Genomic DNA, 16,113 nt, shown 5'->3' with positions numbered 1-16,113 from the left:
TTAGCGGTTAAACTGGACTTTATCGACCAATAAGTTGGCGGCTTTACGGTGACGTGCAATATCGCTTAAACGAATTGAATCAATATTGAGTTTGCCAAAACTAGCGATAATTGGGTCAATTTTTACACCAGGTTTAACAGGGTATTCAAAGCCGTTTTGTGCGTAAATGGCTTGCGCATGATCTGAAGCTAAAAATTCAAGCAGTTGTACAGCTTCTTTACGGTTTGGCGCATGTTTAGAGACCACTGCACCCGATACGTTTACATGTGTTCCACCATTTTTAAAACGCGGTAACACGACATTAATCGCATTGCCCCAACGTTGTTGTTCGGCATCACCTGTACGCATTGTGCCTACATAATAAGTGTTGGCAACGCCAATATCACAAATTTTGCCTAAAATATCACGTGCCACATCACGGTCACCACCACTGGCTGGGCGAGCTAAATTAGCTTTTACACCACGCAACCAAGTTTCAGCTTGTTTTTCACCATGATGAGCGATATAAGCCGCAATCAAAGCAGTGTTATATGGATGGCTGCCTGAGCGAATACAGATTTTATTTTTCCATTTGGGATTAGCTAAATCTTCATACGTAATCGCATTTAATGGTGTACGGTCTTTAGAGGCATAGACTGCACGTGCACGCATCGATAGTGCATACCAGTGTCCATTGGCTGCACGTAAGTTAGCAGGAATTGCACTATTTAATGTTTTAGAGCTAACGCGCTGGGTTAAGCCACCTTCTACCAAGTCCACTAAATTACCAAAGTCTACGGTCAGCATGACATCGGCAGGTGAACGACGACCTTCTGCTTTTACACGTTCCAATAAACCATCTTTAATAAAAACAGTATTTACTTTCACACTTGTTTTTTGCGTGAATTCAGTTAATAACGTTTGAATCAAAACAGGTTCACGTGTGGTGTATAAGTTTACTTCTGCTGCTTGCGCCACACTTGCACCAAACGCAAGTAGACCTGTAACAACCAGCGATAATTTAGACATTGGTTTCATATGGTATTCCTAATCGAAAATTTAAATGTGAATAGCCGCTAAAGCAGAATGTGGTGTGGTTGATGATTGCTCATCAGATGCCAAGAAAAAACAGCTGTTTAAATCTACAGAAACATAGACTTGTTCAGCATGTTGGAAATCTTGAAGATGATTAACTTGTGCCAAAAGTGTGAGCGCATGATCTTGTAGTTTTAGACGTAGTTGCTGCGCGTGTCCCATAAAGCTTGAAGACAGCACGCTTGCTGGTAATGCACCTTCACTAGGGGTTTTGCTGACACGAACTTGATGAGGGCGGAAGCAGCATTGCACTTGTTTTTGCGTAGATAAGTCTTGTGCTAAATCCTGCTGACCACGATCAACTTGACCAAAAATGGTGGAGATTGTTTGATTATTGACTTGTGCAGGAATTTCATTCAACGCAGAAAAATAGCGCGCTGCAAATAACGTTTTAGGTTGTAGGTAGAGTTGCTTAGGCGAGCCAATTTGAATGATTTGCCCTTGATGCATTAAGATAATTTGATCAGCAATTTGCAGCGCTTCTTCAGGGTCATGCGTGACAATGACCGTAGTGGTTGCCGTTTGTTTTAAAATTTGAATGGTACTTTGACGGATTTGATCACGCAGGCGATGATCCAAATTGGAAAAAGGTTCATCCATAAGTAAAACTGGCGGTTTAGGGGCTAATGCACGTGCCAAAGCTACTCGTTGTTGTTCACCGCCTGAAAGCGTGTAGGGATAGCTGTCTTGATGATGCAGCATCGACACGTGTTCTAAGGCTTGTTTGGCAATATCAGCACGTTGCGATTTAGGGAATTTCTTTAAGCCAAACATGACGTTTTCTAGCACGCTTAAATGTGGAAAAAGGGCGTAATCCTGAAAGACTAAACCAATGTTGCGGGATTCTGCAGGTATTTGTTGTTGTGCATCCCATAAAATATGCTGTTCGAGTTGAATAGAACCACTGCTTGGATTTTCCAAACCTGCAATTAAGCGCAGCATGGTGGTTTTGCCGCATCCTGAGTGTCCCAGCAAACAGACAATCTGCCCACTCATGGCAGACCATGTTGCATTTTGCACGGCAAAACGTGAACCAAACTTTTTACTCAGCTGTTGGATGGTCAATACATTGGCAGGTTGTGCAGCAAACGCATTCATGGATATTTCACACGACAAATTTTGTGCTCAAATAATAACTAAGAATTCTTCTCAAGTAGAGTCTTTTTATCATTTAGAATGTAAATGACCTTGGGGAGAGTATAAATTGGTTGAAATATCAAGAAAAACAGCAGTGTTTCATTGGTTTATATTCTGAACGAGAATCCTACAGCAGGATTAAAAATTTGAAGGTTTTATAACTACACTTTACTGAGAGTTGAACTTACATGCGGAAAGACAAAACCGAGCTATAAAAAAAGTTACTGCCGAAGCAGTAACTTTTTAAATGGGGCGATATAAATGCAATCCAAATTAAGGTTTTTTGGAATTAAGCACCTTAAACAGAATGAACATTAAAACAATCCAGACTGGAATCATAATGACTGATTCTTTGAAGCCCTGTGTCCACATAATGTAAAGCACCACAGCAATGAAGGCCAACACCAGATAGTTACTAAATGGCGACCAAAGAGCAGGGAACTTGGTTGGAATAGCTAATTTTTTCAAAGTACTGCTGAATTTTAAGTGGGTTAAACTGATCATTGCCCAGTTTAGAACCAAAGCACCAACCACAATGTACATGAGGTGACTTAAGGCTTCTTCTGGTACAAAGTAGTTCAATAATACACAGCCAAAAATCAATACCGCAGAGAATAGAACAGCTGGAATTGGCACACCTTGTTTATTCACTTTTAGGAAAATTTTTGGTGCGTTACCTTGTTTGGCTAAACCGAACAACATACGGCTGTTGGCATACATCCCACTGTTATACACAGAAAGTGCAGCAGTCAGAATCACGAAATTCAGTAAGTGTGCAGCCCATTCAATCCCCATCTGACTAAAAATCATCACGAATGGACTTTTATCTAAACCACCTAAATCGAGCTGATTCCAAGGCACTAAAGACAACAGAATAGTGAGCGAACCGACATAGAAAATCAGGATACGGAACACCACTTGGTTAATGGCTTTAGGAATTGTTTTTTCTGGGTCTTGTGCTTCGGCTGCTGCCATACCAATCAATTCAATGCCGCCAAAGGCAAACATCAGGAAAGCCAACATAAAGAATAACCCTTCAAAGCCATGCGGGAAGAAGCCGCCATGTGCCCAAAGGTTGCTGAAAGAAGCAGTGGAGGTCGCATCTGCAGAAAGTAATAGGTATAAACCAAATACAATCATCGAGACTACAGCCGCGACTTTAATAATCGCCAACCAGAATTCTGACTCACCGTAGAACTTCACATTGCCCAAGTTAATAATGGTAATCACAATGAAAAAGAACAGTGTTGATGTCCATGCAGGAATATGCGGCCACCAGTAGTTAATATATTTCGCGACTGCGGTGAGTTCTGCCATGGCCACCAAAATATACAGAATCCAGTAATTCCAGCCAGCTAAAAAGCCAGGGAACTTACCTGCATATTTATAGGCAAAGTGACTGAATGATCCTGCAACGGGCTCATGAACAATCATTTCCCCCAATTGGCGCATAATTAAAAATGCAATAAGACCACCAATGGCATAACCCAAAATAATAGATGGGCCAGCAGATTGGATGACCTGCGCGGAACCTAAGAATAAACCAGTACCAATTGCGCCACCCATGGCAATCAATTGAATATGGCGGTTCTTTAAGCCACGCTGAAGTTGTGAAGACTCGTTGTTCAAAGTATTCAGCCAGACAATGAAAAAGTGACAAGATTGTAATAGATCAAATTTCATTAGCCTAGTAGCTATACATTTATGAATTAAATTTATGCAAATTATAAAAATAAGTTTAGCTGGCTTTTATTTTAAAAATTAGCGTAATCAATATATTAATTTTATTTTTGTCTTATAAATCAAGATGACTGGCTAGGGTAAATTTTACCAAATGTTGTTTTTTTATACTTAAGTCAAGACCACGATACCTTTTGAATAAAAACCGTTATCATGCAAAAGGGTCTTTTTATATTGACCATAACAATCAAAAACAAGGGAATAAAATTCATGCGTTTTGCACCACAAGTTAAAATTCCAGCGACTTATATGCGCGGCGGTACCAGTAAAGGCGTATTTTTTAAACTTGATGATTTACCTGTAGCAGCACAGCAGCCAGGCAAAATTAGAGATCAAATTTTATTGCGCGTCATTGGCAGTCCAGACCCTTATGCCAAGCAAATTGATGGAATGGGCGGTGCAACTTCAAGCACTAGCAAAACGGTAATTCTGGCGAAAAGTACGCAGCCCGATCATGATGTCGATTATCTGTTTGGACAGGTTTCAATTGATCAGCCTTTTGTAGATTGGAGTGGTAACTGTGGCAACCTCACGGCTGCGGTAGGTGCATTTGCCATTAGTAATGGTTTGGTCGATGCCAGTAAAATTCCTGAAAATGGTGTGTGCACAGTACGCATTTGGCAAAAAAATATTGAAAAAACCATTATTGCACATGTACCGATGACCAACGGTCAGGTGCAGGAAACAGGTGATTTTGAGCTGGATGGCGTGACATTCCCAGCAGCAGAAGTGCAAATTGAATTTTTAGACCCTGCCGACGATGGTGACGAGGGTGGGGCAATGTTCCCGACAGGCAATGTCGTGGATACTTTAGATGTGCCAAATATTGGAACATTTCAGGCTACATTTATCAATGCGGGTATTCCAACAATTTTTCTGAATGCAGAAGATATTGGTTATACCGGCACAGAGCTGCAAGATGCGATCAATGGTGATACAGAGGCATTGGCACGTTTTGAAACCATTCGTGCTTATGGCGCTAAACAAATGGGACTAATTCAGGAAATTGCCGAAGCTGAAAAGCGTCAGCATACCCCCAAAATTGCTTTTGTTTCTGCGCCAAAAAGTTATGTCTCTTCAAGTGGAAAGCAAATTCAGGTAGAAGATACCGATTTATTGGTACGTGCATTATCGATGGGTAAATTACACCATGCCATGATGGGCACAGCAGCTGTTGCAATTGGTACTGCTGCAGCTATTCCAGGAACTTTGGTGAACTTAGCTGCAGGTGGTGGTGAGCGTGAAGCGGTACGTTTTGGACATCCATCGGGTACGCTTCGCGTTGGTGCGCAAGCCGTGCAGGAAAATGGACAGTGGCAAGTAAAAAAAGCGGTAATGAGCCGTAGTGCACGTGTCTTGATGGAAGGCTGGGTGCGTGTGCCTGCTGAAACGCTTGAATAAATTGGTCACGAACCTGACATTTTAAATTTAAACAAAATTCAGCCTCTATTTCGATAGGGACTTTTTTGTAGCTGAAATACTATATCGGTGCAGTTAAGGCTTAAAAAAAATTGAATTATGGGTACAATGCTGCAACAGACAAAGCAGCTTACTGCTTATCAGACATGAACCAACAATTCGAGGCGAATGTGTCATCACTTCACGATTTACAGGCGCATGCATTAACCGCAGCCCAACAACGTATTCAGCAAGACTTGCTTACCGCTTTAGAGGCCTTTGCATTGCCAGAACCGTTAAAGTCCGCTGTGCATCATGCCGTCATGTTGGGTGGTAAGCGTGTGCGTCCTGCTTTGTGTTATGCCACAGCTGCGTTAAGACCTAATCAGAATTATGCAGCAGTACGCCGTGCTGCAGTTGCAATTGAGCTGATTCATTGTTATTCACTGGCGCATGACGATTTGCCGTGTATGGATAATGACTTGTTGCGTCGTGGGCAGCCAACCTGTCATGCAGCTTATGGTGAAGATACAGCGTTGTTGGCAGGTGATATTTTACAATCGATGGCATTTGAAATTTTAGGCAGTCGTTTGTTTGATCAGTCTGCTGCGGTAGATCAAGGGATTGTACTCAAGCAGATGCAAATTTTAGCTACAGCATCATCAAAAATGGTGTGTGGTCAGGTTATGGATTTACAATCTGAAGGTAAACAAGTCGATCAGGCGACTTTGGAAAGTATCCATCGTAATAAAACAGGTGCCTTGATTTCTGCTGCAGTGATGATGGCTGCTGTGACCGTGTTTGATGGACGAGATAAAGCCATTCCACAACTGCGTGAATATGCACAAGCGATTGGTCTAGCCTTTCAGGTACAAGATGATATTTTGGATATTATTTCAGAGACTGAAGTGCTCGGTAAAACCGCAGGCAAAGATGAGCAGGTGGAAAAATCCACTTATCCTGCATTGATGGGGCTAGAGCAGGCACAAACTTACGCTCAACAGTTACATGATCAGGCTTTTGCTGCGTTGGCTTTTTTTGATACTGCTGCAGCAACAGAGCTACAGAAAATTTCAGAATTTTTACTGTCACGTAAAAGCTAATTGATGCTTTAGGTTTACTGATACCTTTAAATATAGTGATTTTTAATTGAAGTAAATTGGCGGTGTGCCAAAAAAATAAAAGCGAGCATTTGCTCGCTTTTTTATGTTGTTGCTTTGGAGTAAGTCTATTTTAAAATATTTACCGGTTTAAAATTTCACTCCTTTTTTTGCTTTTTATTCCTGAAGTGTTGCATCCGGAGCAAGAATTGTTTTGCCTTGCTTTAAGCTATCTAAAGCCTCTCGGTTAAAATCGACCAAAAGAGAGTTGTTTTGTGGATCAATCGCATAGCGACTAATCAATTTTTGATCACCCTGTAAAGTTTCTATTCGGTATTCATCTGCAATATTCATAATGCCGTCTAAATTAATGGTGGCAGAAGCCTTGTCTTGACGAAATAACTCATAAACATCGCGTAGGTCAAAAATTGCATTTTGTGCATCGGGATGCTTTTCAAAATAATTTTGTAAATGACGAATAAATAATTGCGCAAACATAAAGTAATTCGGTTTGTGGGTATAGTCTAAGCTCATGTGTTTACTCCTTATTATTCAAATTTTTAATGCTTTATAGGAATAACACACTCTAGGCTAAAAATTAAAGAAACTCTGGGCTGAAGTTGCAAAAACTACACAAAGAATTTGATGCTGTGCACTAAGCTGAAACCTAAATTTGCCATGATCTGTTTAGAAATTAAAAAACTTTGTAACGAACAGCGCAGTTGGTGTTTTGGAAAAAATAATCATAAATGGTTTATCTATTCATTAAAGCGATTAATAGCCCTACAGAGTAGTGGAATTCTAAAATATCAAGTATTTGAATAAAAAATCATCCGAAAGACTAAGACTTATGAACTAGCAAGTGAAATCATAAATCAGGTACAATTGGCGTGATTAATTTTGTGTTTGGTGTATTTGAAGGCCAATACATACATTCTTTGTTAATAAATAGGCCTGCCAGGAGTTATCCCCGCATGAGTGCCATTACTCCATACGAATGGGCAATTATTGCCTTCGTGATCGGCGTTACATTTTTATGCGTCTTTATGCTAACCGTTCCTTTACTCCTTGGGGGTAAATCATGGGGACGTGCGAAGCAAGAGCAGTTTGAGTCGGGTGTTGTTGGTGCTGGTGGAGCACGTATCCGCTTATCTGCCAAGTTCTATTTGGTTGCAATTTTCTTCGTTGTTTTCGACTTAGAAGCACTTTATCTATATGCATGGGCAGCATCTGTTCGTGAAGTAGGTTGGGTGGGCTTTGCAACTGCTGCTGTATTTATTTTAGTTTTACTCGTTGGCTTAATTTATGAATTATCAACCGGCGCACTGAACTGGGCACCATCTGATAAGCGTAAAGCAGCAGGGATTAAACCTAAAATTGGTTCGCCAAATATGGATCTTGCAGAAATCACACGCTTTAACTCAATTGAAGAATTGGTAACGGACCCTACCGGTCAAATTCCAGCTCAATCCTCTGGTCGTGTAAAAAAATCTGCGACTACCTCATCTGACAAGGAGTAACTCGGGATGAAATATACCTTAACCCGTGCGAATCCCGATGCTGATCAATATCCACTTCAAGAGCGCCAAATCGTAACTGATCCGCTTGAAGAAGAAGTGAATAAAAATGTGTTTATGACTCGTTTAGAGGACTTGGCACATACAGCAGTAAACTGGGGACGTAAGAACTCAGTTTGGCCGTTCAACTTTGGTACATCGTGCTGCTACGTAGAGTATGCAACGACCTTAACAGGCGTGCATGACTTGTCACGTTTTGGTGCTGAGGTTATTCGTGCTTCACCGCGTCAGGCAGACTTGATGATTGTTGCAGGTACGTGTTTCGTAAAAATGGCACCTGTAATTCAGCGTTTGTATGAGCAAATGCTTGAGCCTAAATGGGTTATCTCAATGGGCGCATGCGCAAACTCAGGTGGTATGTACGACATTTATTCAGTTGTACAAGGTGTGGATAAAATCATTCCTGTGGATGTGTACATTCCAGGTTGCCCACCACGTCCTGAAGCATTAATTCAAGCATTAATGTTATTACAAGACCAAATTCAATTAGAGCGTCGTCCGTTGTCTGCGGTAATTGGTGATGATCTTAAGCCAGTGTATAAGCCAAAGATGATGCCAGAACGTGACCGTAAGAATGCACAGCGTATTGCGGTGAAAAACTTACGCTCTATGGATGAAATTAAATAATTTAAACGTACAAATATTGATGCACCCGAAGGGTGTAGTTGTCGTTTAGGTTGACTGAATTTGTATTAAATAGGAAGCCAAGCCAATGGCTGAAACTGACATTGCTATGCCAGAATCAACAGCAGTTGATTCACGCCCAGCATTTGCAATTGTAGAAGAACTCAAAACCAAATTTGGTGAGAACTTCTACGTGCAAACGACTTTTGAAGATTTTCCAACAGTCTGGGTTGAGCGCGCACGTGTACAAGAAGTTTTAATGTTCTTGCGTACAGTGTCACGTCCATACGTGATGTTGTTCGACTTGTCTGCGGTAGATGAGCGTTTACGTACTTACCGCGACGGTCTACCTGCGTCTGACTTTACAGTGTTCTATCACTTGTTATCGCTTGAGCGTAACACGGACATTCGTATTAAAGTTGCCTTGAATGAGAGTGATCTCAACATTCCTACAGCAACTAACATTTGGCCAAATGCCAACTGGTACGAACGTGAAGCTTACGATATGTTTGGTATCAACTTCGAAGGGCATCCAATGCTCCGTCGTATTTTGTTGCCAACATACTGGGAAGGTCACCCGTTACGTAAAGAGTATTCTGCACGTGCTACGGAATATACGCCGTACATGCAGAACCAAGCCAAACAAGACTTCGAGCAGGAACACCTACGCTTTGTGCCTGAAGATTGGGGCTTAAAGCGCGGTAATAAAGACGAAGACTTCATGTTCTTGAACTTGGGTCCTAACCACCCATCTGCACACGGTGCGTTCCGTGTAATTTTGCAGTTGGATGGTGAAGAAGTGAAAGACTGTGTGCCAGATATCGGCTATCACCACCGCGGTGTGGAAAAGATGGCTGAACGTCAAACTTGGCATTCATTCATTCCTTATACCGACCGTGTGGACTACTTAGGTGGTTGTGCCCAAAACATGCCGTATGTGATGGGTGTGGAACAACTGGCAGGTATTACTGTACCAGACCGCGCACAATGTATTCGTGTAATGATGTCGGAATTATTCCGTATCAATAACCACTTATTGTTCATTGGTACTGCAATTCAGGATGCGGGCGGTATGACCCCTGTATTCTATATGTTCGCAGACCGTCAAAAAATCTACGATGCGATTGAAGCCATTACTGGTTACCGTATGCACCCAGCATGGTTCCGTATTGGTGGTACCGCACACGACCTACCAAACAACTGGCAGCACCTGATTCGTGAAATCTTGGAGTGGATGCCAAAACGTATGAATGAATACTACACTGCGGCATTACGCAACTCAGTATTCATGGGTCGTACGCAAGGCGTTGCACAGTATGATGCGAAATCTGCTTTGGCGTGGGGTGTAACAGGTACTGGTCTACGTGCAACAGGTATTGACTTTGATGTGCGTAAATACCGTCCATACAGTGGTTATGAAAACTATGACTTTGAAGTGCCGGTAGAGTACGAAGGCGATGCTTACGCACGTGTATTGGTACACTTCCGTGAAATCGAAGAGTCATTGAAAATCATCAAACAATGTCTAGATAACATGCCTTCTGGTCCATATAAAGCGGATCATCCATTGGCTGTTCCACCACCAAAAGACAAGACATTACAAGATATTGAAACCTTGATTACACACTTCTTAAGCGTGTCTTGGGGTCCTGTAATGCCTGCTGGTGAAGCATCTGTAATGGCAGAAGTGGTGAAAGGTGCATCTAACTATTACTTGACTTCAGATAAGTCGACGATGAGTTACCGTACCCGTATTCGTACACCAACTTTCACGCATTTACAGCAAATGCCTTCTGTGATTAACGGCAGTCTGGTATCTGACTTAATCATTTATTTAGCGACCATTGACGTCGTAATGGCAGACGTGGATCGCTAAGGGGTAAACGCATTATGATGATTTTGACTGATAAAAAGCCACGTGTGAATGTTGAAGGGATTTTAACTGCAGAAGAAATCCATGAAATTGAACATCACATTGGCCATTATCCGTACCCACGTGCAGCATCTTTGGATGCCTTGAAGTGTGTACAGCGCCGTAATGGCTGGGTAGATGACGCGCAGTTAAATGCAATTGCACAGCTTCTCACCATCAGCGTTGCTGATTTAGAAGGTGTTGCAACTTTCTATAACCGTATTTATCGCCAGCCTGTAGGTCGCCACGTGATTTTATTGTGTGACTCGATTGCATGCTTCTTGATGGGTGCAGAAACACTGGCAGAAGCATTCCAGCGTGAATTAGGCATTCAGTTTGGTCAAACGACTGCAGATGGTCGTTTCACGTTATTGCCAATTTGCTGTTTAGGAAATTGCGACAAGGGACCAACCTTGATGATTGATGAAGATACTCACGGTTTAGTTGAGGTGACATCGGTGCAACAGTTATTGGAGAAGTATGTATGAATACCGAACCAAGACCAATTTATGGTGACGGTAACCCAGAAACGCATCCATTAACTTGGCGTTTAAGCAAGCAAGAGCACGTGCGTAATGCAGATGATTACGAAGCGCTAGAAGGTTATGCGGGCTTTAAGAAAGCGATTTCTATGCCGCCTAAAGATGTGCTTGAAGTCATTAAAGCTGCGACAGTAAAAGGTCGTGGTGGTGCAGGCTTCCCTGCAGGGATCAAATGGTCACTGATGGCGCCAAATGACAATTCTGGTCCACGTTACCTGATTTGTAATGCCGATGAGATGGAACCAGGTACTTTCAAAGACCGTTTGCTGATGGAAAAACTTCCACACCAACTGATTGAAGGTATGCTGATTGCTGCTTATACGCTTGAAGCAACACACGGTTATATCTTTATTCGTGGCGAATATATCGAAGCTGCACAGTACTTAAATGAAGCGATTGAGCAAATTCGAGCCAAAGGTTATTTGGGCGAAAACATTTTAGGTACAGGTTGGGGCTTTGAGCTATACGTGCACACAGGCGCTGGTCGTTATATCTGTGGTGAAGAAACTGCATTGATTAACTCGCTTGAAGGCCGTCGTGCTAACCCACGTACTAAACCACCATTCCCGCAAGTTGCAGGGGCATGGGGGCGTCCAACGATTGTCAACAACGTAGAAACCTATAACAACTTACCTGCAATTATGTTGCGTGGTGCAGAGTGGTATATCGGTTTATCTGCAGGCAAATCGAAAGATCCTGGCACAAAAATTTACGGTGCGTCAGGTAAGGTGAAATTCCCTGGTCTATGGGAACTTCCATTTGGTACGACTGCACGTGAAGTGATTGAAGACTATGCGGGTGGCATGCGTGATGGCTTGAAGCTAAAAGCATGGTTACCGGGTGGTGCGTCTACCGACTTCTTGGCGGCAGAACACATTGACTTGCCAATGGATGCAGAGAGCATCATGAAAGCAGGTTCACGTTTAGGTACGTGTTTGCTCATGGTAGTCGATGAAACTCAATGTATGGTTTCTGCAACCCGTAACTTAGAAGAATTCTTTGCGCGCGAATCATGTGGTTTCTGTACGCCATGTCGTGATGGCTTACCATGGGCTGTAAAAGCACTCAAAGCAATTGAAAATGGCGAAGGAAAAGAAGAAGACATTCAACATCTTCAAGAACTCACCAAAAAATTGTGGATTGGTAAGACCTTCTGTGCTCACGCACCAGGTGCGATGGAGCCATTAATGGGCGCACTCAAATATTTCCGTAGCGAGTTTGAAGCAAAAGTGGCAAATAGCCGTCCTGCTGCTCAAGCTAGCAACGTAGAACAAGCTTAAGGAATTCGACTATGGCTACAATTCATGTCGATGGAAAATCGTACGAAGTCAATGGCTCGGAAAACTTGCTGCAAGCATGTTTGAGCCTTGGGATCGACATTCCGTACTTTTGTTGGCATCCATCCTTAGGTTCTGTCGGTTCTTGCCGTCAATGTGCCGTGACCCAATATGCGAACCCTGAAGATACTCGTGGTCGCTTGGTGATGTCATGTATGACACCTGCTGCTGACAATACCTATATCTCTATTGAAGACAAGGAAGCGACTGAGTTCCGTGCTTCAATTGTAGAGTTCTTGATGACGAACCACCCACACGACTGCCCTGTCTGTGAAGAAGGTGGTCACTGTCATTTACAAGATATGACTGTAATGACGCAGCATGACCGTCGTCGTTACCGCTTCACCAAACGTACACACTATAACCAAGAGCTAGGTTCGTTCATTGCACATGAAATGAACCGTTGTATCGCATGTTATCGTTGTGTGCGTTACTACAAAGACTATGCAGGCGGTACAGACTTTGGCGTTTATGCCAACGCATCACGTGTGTACTTTGGTCGTCCTGAGTCGGGTACTTTAGAATCTGAATTCTCTGGCAACTTGACTGAAGTATGTCCAACAGGTGTATTTACCGACAAAACGCACTCTGCACGTTATAACCGTAAGTGGGATATGCAATATGCGCCAAGCGTATGCCAAGGCTGTTCTTCTGGCTGTAACATCTCTCCGGGTGAGCGTTATGGCGAATTACGTCGTGTAGAAAACCGCTTTAACGGTGAAGTTAACCAATACTTCCTGTGCGACAAAGGTCGTTTCGGTACAGGTTATGTGAACCGTGAAGATCGTCCACGTCAGCCACAGTTCCGTAATGGTGCGAGTGTAGAAACCATTTCTGTAGATACTGCACTTGATACGATTATTGCCAAAGTTCAAGGCAAAAAAGTTTTGGGTATTGGTTCGCCACGTGCATCGCTTGAATCAAACTTTGCTTTGCGTGAGTTAGTGGGTCAAGACAACTACTCAACAGGTTTATCGCAAAAAGAGCAAAACTTGGTAGAGCTTGCAGCTTCAATCATGCAAACCGAAGGTATTTACAACCCAGGTATGCGTGAAATTGAAGATTACGATGCTGTGTTAATTTTGGGTGAAGATTTAACCCAAACTGCACCACGTATGGCCTTGTCTGTTCGCCAAGCGGCGAAAAACAAAGCCAAAGAAATGGCTGCAGAGCGTCGTACCCCAGACTGGCTGGCTGAACCTGTACAACGTATCGCACAAGATGCAAAATCACCAATTTACATTTTGGCTGCAACGCAAACGCGTTTAGCCGATGTAGCAACCGGTGAAGTGGTTGCATCTCCAAACGACATCGCACGTTTAGGTTTTGCGATTGCAGCTGCAGTAGCAGGCGATGTAATCACTGGTTTAGATGACGATGCCAAAGCATTTGCACAAACTATTGCCGACACGTTAAAAGCTGCGAAAAAGCCATTGGTGATTTCAGGTACAAGCTTACAAGAAGCTGCCATTATGGAAGCGGCTGCACAAGTGGCACAAAACTTGGGTGAGAACGCAGGTTTAACCCTAACTGTGCCAGAAGTGAACTCAATGGGCTTGGCAATTTTAGGTGGTCAAAGCTTAGAGCAAGCATTTGCACAAGATTATGATGCTGTGATTGTGGTTGAAAATGACTTATACCGTCGTTTACCTGCGGCACAAGTTGATGCCGCTTTGGCAAAAGCACAAGATGTAATCGTGCTTGATCATGCTGAAACAGCAACAGTGCAAAAAGCCAACATCGTACTTTCTGCAGCAAGCTTTGCTGAAGGTGATGGTACTGTAGTGAGCCAAGAAGGCCGTGCTCAACGCTTCTTCCAAGTGTATGACCCAAGCTACTACAAACCTGAACTAGCAATCAAAGAATCTTGGCGCTGGTTACACGCACTTGAAACAGGCTTAAAAGGTAAAGCAATTTCTTGGACTGTTTTAGATGACGTGATTGAATCTGTTGCGAAAAATATTCCAGCACTTGAAGCAATTCAGGATGTTGCACCAGATGCAGGTTTCCGTGTACATGGCTTGAAAGTTGCGCGTGAACCACGTCGTTACTCAGGTCGTACTGCAATGCGTGCGCCGTTATCTATTCACGAGCCGAAACAACCGACCGATGTCGATTCTGCATTAACTTTCTCTATGGAAGGTTATGTTGGTAACCAAACACCATCGGCACTTGTACCATTTGCATGGTCTGCAGGTTGGAACTCACCACAAGCTTGGAACAAATTCCAAGACAATGTGGGCGGTCACTTAAAAGGTGGTGATTCAGGCATTCGTTTATTCGATCGCTTAGCAAAACGTCCTGCACGTAGCTATGTGGCACCAGCACCTGTGCTAGCTAATCCTGAAAGCTTCCGTTTAATTCCAATGCATCACATTTTTGCATCGGGTGAATTTACGGTGAAAACACCTGCAATGGAAACGCGTATTCCTGAAGCTGTATTTGCTGTAGGCACTCAAGATGCGCAGCGTTTGAATGTACAAGATGGTCAAACAATTACCGTACAAGCAGGTGAAACGTCTATCGTACTGCCAGTACAAGTGATTGAATATTTACCTACAGGTTATATTGGCTACCCAATTGGTCTTGCACCAACGGTATCTCTTGCAGAGCCTGTTTCAGTCGCGGTAGGAGTGTAATTCATGCAACAAGAATTAATCCGTCAGACGCCGCTGTGGGCTGAGAACTGGCCAATTGCCTATTCAGTCATTCAAGCGATTGTCATCTTACTGGTTGTAGTATTGATTGCTGCGCTCATGTCTTTTATTGAGCGTCGTTTACTGGGCTTATGGCAAGACCGTTATGGTCCGAACCGTGTAGGTCCAGGTGGTATGTTCCAGATTGTAGCCGACATGCTTAAAATCATGTTCAAAGAAGACTGGACACCTAAATTTGCCGACAAACTAACCTTCCGTATGGCACCAGCAGTTGCAATGGCAACTGCGGTACTGTCGTTCATGGTTATTCCTGTATCACCTTATTTAGGTGTTGCAGACATGAGCATTGGCCTGTTGTTCTTTATGGCAATGGCTGGTATTGCAGTCTATGCGGTGTTATTTGGTGGTTGGTCATCAAACAACAAATACGCATTGCTTGGTGGTCTACGTTCAGCAGCTCAAACCATTTCGTATGAAGTGTTCTTGGGTATTTCACTTATGGGTGTGGTTGCAATTGCAGGCTCATTCAACATGCGTGAAATTGTTGAAGCGCAACGTGATGTTTGGTTTGTGATTCCACAATTCTTAGGTTTCTTGATTTTCGTGGTTGCTGGTGTTGCGGTAACACACCGTCACCCATTTGACCAACCAGAAGCAGAACAAGAATTGGCAGAAGGTTATCACGTAGAATATGGCGGTATGAAATGGGGTATGTTCTTCGTTGCAGAATATGTCAACGTGGTACTGATCTCTGCGCTTATCGTGACTTTATTCTTCGGTGGATGGCTTGCGCCGTTTAACCTTGAAATTCCATTCATTCCAGCAGCTTTCTGGTTCATTATCAAAACAGCATTCTTTGTAATGATGTTTGTCTTGGCACGTGGTTCTTTAATGCGTCCACGTTATGACCAAGTGATGAACTTTGGTTGGAAAATTTGCTTGCCATTGGCGCTTGTTAACCTTTTGGTAACTGGTGCTGTGATTCTTATGAATCATTCGGCCTAAGACAGCAGGG

General features: G+C 42.9%; 13 protein-coding genes. 9 read left to right on the top strand and 4 right to left on the bottom strand.

The annotated features are described in order from the left end of the window. The 3 genes from HHA42_RS00315 to HHA42_RS00305 form a co-directional block, all read right to left on the bottom strand. On the bottom strand, nt 1-1,017 hold the full coding sequence (locus HHA42_RS00315) for an extracellular solute-binding protein (protein WP_168525007.1): 1,017 nt from the start codon (nt 1,015-1,017) through the stop codon (nt 1-3). 21 nt (nt 1,018-1,038) lie between these two features. Further along, on the bottom strand, nt 1,039-2,172 hold the full coding sequence (locus HHA42_RS00310; protein ID WP_168525005.1) for an ABC transporter ATP-binding protein: 1,134 nt from the start codon (nt 2,170-2,172) through the stop codon (nt 1,039-1,041). 312 nt (nt 2,173-2,484) lie between these two features. Continuing rightward, the gene (locus tag HHA42_RS00305; protein ID WP_171525552.1) at nt 2,485-3,840 is read right to left on the bottom strand and encodes an amino acid permease; all 1,356 of its coding nucleotides are present in this window, start codon (nt 3,838-3,840) and stop codon (nt 2,485-2,487) included. A gap of 321 nt (nt 3,841-4,161) precedes the next feature. Between HHA42_RS00305 and prpF the strand changes: the two genes are divergently transcribed. Together prpF and HHA42_RS00295 are read left to right on the top strand one after the other, a co-directional pair. Continuing rightward, the gene (prpF, locus tag HHA42_RS00300; protein WP_168525001.1) at nt 4,162-5,352 is read left to right on the top strand and encodes a 2-methylaconitate cis-trans isomerase PrpF; all 1,191 of its coding nucleotides are present in this window, start codon (nt 4,162-4,164) and stop codon (nt 5,350-5,352) included. A 188-nt stretch (nt 5,353-5,540) separates the two neighbouring features. Beyond that, the gene (locus HHA42_RS00295) at nt 5,541-6,452 is read left to right on the top strand and encodes a farnesyl diphosphate synthase (RefSeq protein WP_168525139.1); all 912 of its coding nucleotides are present in this window, start codon (nt 5,541-5,543) and stop codon (nt 6,450-6,452) included. A gap of 174 nt (nt 6,453-6,626) precedes the next feature. Here the strand turns inward: HHA42_RS00295 and HHA42_RS00290 are convergent, their stop codons facing one another. Then, nucleotides 6,627-6,983 (bottom strand): hypothetical protein, encoded by a 357-nt coding sequence (locus HHA42_RS00290; protein WP_154320444.1) that lies wholly within the window; start codon nt 6,981-6,983, stop codon nt 6,627-6,629. A gap of 440 nt (nt 6,984-7,423) precedes the next feature. Between HHA42_RS00290 and ndhC the strand changes: the two genes are divergently transcribed. The 7 genes from ndhC to nuoH all read left to right on the top strand — a co-directional run bounded on the left by ndhC (nt 7,424) and on the right by nuoH (nt 16,103). Beyond that, nucleotides 7,424-7,969: an NADH-quinone oxidoreductase subunit A gene (gene ndhC / locus HHA42_RS00285; RefSeq protein WP_004975445.1), complete on the top strand. Its 546-nt coding sequence runs from the start codon at nt 7,424-7,426 to the stop codon at nt 7,967-7,969. A gap of 6 nt (nt 7,970-7,975) precedes the next feature. Beyond that, on the top strand, nt 7,976-8,653 hold the full coding sequence (locus tag HHA42_RS00280) for an NADH-quinone oxidoreductase subunit B (RefSeq protein ID WP_004975447.1): 678 nt from the start codon (nt 7,976-7,978) through the stop codon (nt 8,651-8,653). 85 nt (nt 8,654-8,738) lie between these two features. Then, nucleotides 8,739-10,526 (top strand): NADH-quinone oxidoreductase subunit C/D, encoded by a 1,788-nt coding sequence (nuoC, locus tag HHA42_RS00275; RefSeq protein WP_168524999.1) that lies wholly within the window; start codon nt 8,739-8,741, stop codon nt 10,524-10,526. A gap of 14 nt (nt 10,527-10,540) precedes the next feature. After that, a complete protein-coding gene (nuoE, locus tag HHA42_RS00270) occupies nt 10,541-11,050 on the top strand; it encodes an NADH-quinone oxidoreductase subunit NuoE (protein ID WP_004975451.1) in 510 nt (169 codons plus the stop codon). After that, complete coding sequence (gene nuoF / locus HHA42_RS00265; protein WP_104852364.1) at nt 11,047-12,384, top strand: NADH-quinone oxidoreductase subunit NuoF; 1,338 nt, start codon at nt 11,047-11,049, stop codon at nt 12,382-12,384. Before nuoE ends, nuoF begins: the two co-directional genes overlap by 4 nt. Nucleotides 12,385-12,395: 11 nt before the next feature. Continuing rightward, nucleotides 12,396-15,080 carry an NADH-quinone oxidoreductase subunit NuoG gene (nuoG, locus tag HHA42_RS00260; RefSeq protein ID WP_168418691.1) on the top strand — a complete coding sequence of 895 codons (2,685 nt, stop codon included), beginning with the start codon at nt 12,396-12,398 and terminating at the stop codon, nt 15,078-15,080. Between the two features lie 3 nt (nt 15,081-15,083). Beyond that, the gene (gene nuoH, locus HHA42_RS00255) at nt 15,084-16,103 is read left to right on the top strand and encodes an NADH-quinone oxidoreductase subunit NuoH (protein WP_004975457.1); all 1,020 of its coding nucleotides are present in this window, start codon (nt 15,084-15,086) and stop codon (nt 16,101-16,103) included. The last annotated feature ends 10 nt before the right edge of the window (nt 16,104-16,113 follow it).

Origin of the sequence: Acinetobacter sp. A3, assembly GCF_012371415.1 — a bacterium.
Lineage (GTDB): Bacteria > Pseudomonadota > Gammaproteobacteria > Pseudomonadales > Moraxellaceae > Acinetobacter.
The sequence above is the reverse complement of the archived record's forward strand: the minus strand, read 5'-3'. Positions and strand labels throughout refer to the sequence as shown.

Bases quoted from the DNA above. Each gene is read 5' to 3' on its own strand.
- HHA42_RS00315 (WP_168525007.1), bottom strand. From the start codon at position 1,017: ATGAAACCAATGTCTAAATTATCGCTGGTTGTTACAGGTCTACTTGCG.
- HHA42_RS00310 (WP_168525005.1), bottom strand. From the start codon at position 2,172: ATGAATGCGTTTGCTGCACAACCTGCCAATGTATTGACCATCCAACAG.
- prpF (WP_168525001.1), top strand. From the start codon at position 4,162: ATGCGTTTTGCACCACAAGTTAAAATTCCAGCGACTTATATGCGCGGC.
- HHA42_RS00290 (WP_154320444.1), bottom strand. From the start codon at position 6,983: ATGAGCTTAGACTATACCCACAAACCGAATTACTTTATGTTTGCGCAA.
- ndhC (WP_004975445.1), top strand. From the start codon at position 7,424: ATGAGTGCCATTACTCCATACGAATGGGCAATTATTGCCTTCGTGATC.
- HHA42_RS00280 (WP_004975447.1), top strand. From the start codon at position 7,976: ATGAAATATACCTTAACCCGTGCGAATCCCGATGCTGATCAATATCCA.
- nuoC (WP_168524999.1), top strand. From the start codon at position 8,739: ATGGCTGAAACTGACATTGCTATGCCAGAATCAACAGCAGTTGATTCA.
- nuoE (WP_004975451.1), top strand. From the start codon at position 10,541: ATGATGATTTTGACTGATAAAAAGCCACGTGTGAATGTTGAAGGGATT.
- nuoF (WP_104852364.1), top strand. From the start codon at position 11,047: ATGAATACCGAACCAAGACCAATTTATGGTGACGGTAACCCAGAAACG.
- nuoG (WP_168418691.1), top strand. From the start codon at position 12,396: ATGGCTACAATTCATGTCGATGGAAAATCGTACGAAGTCAATGGCTCG.
- nuoH (WP_004975457.1), top strand. From the start codon at position 15,084: ATGCAACAAGAATTAATCCGTCAGACGCCGCTGTGGGCTGAGAACTGG.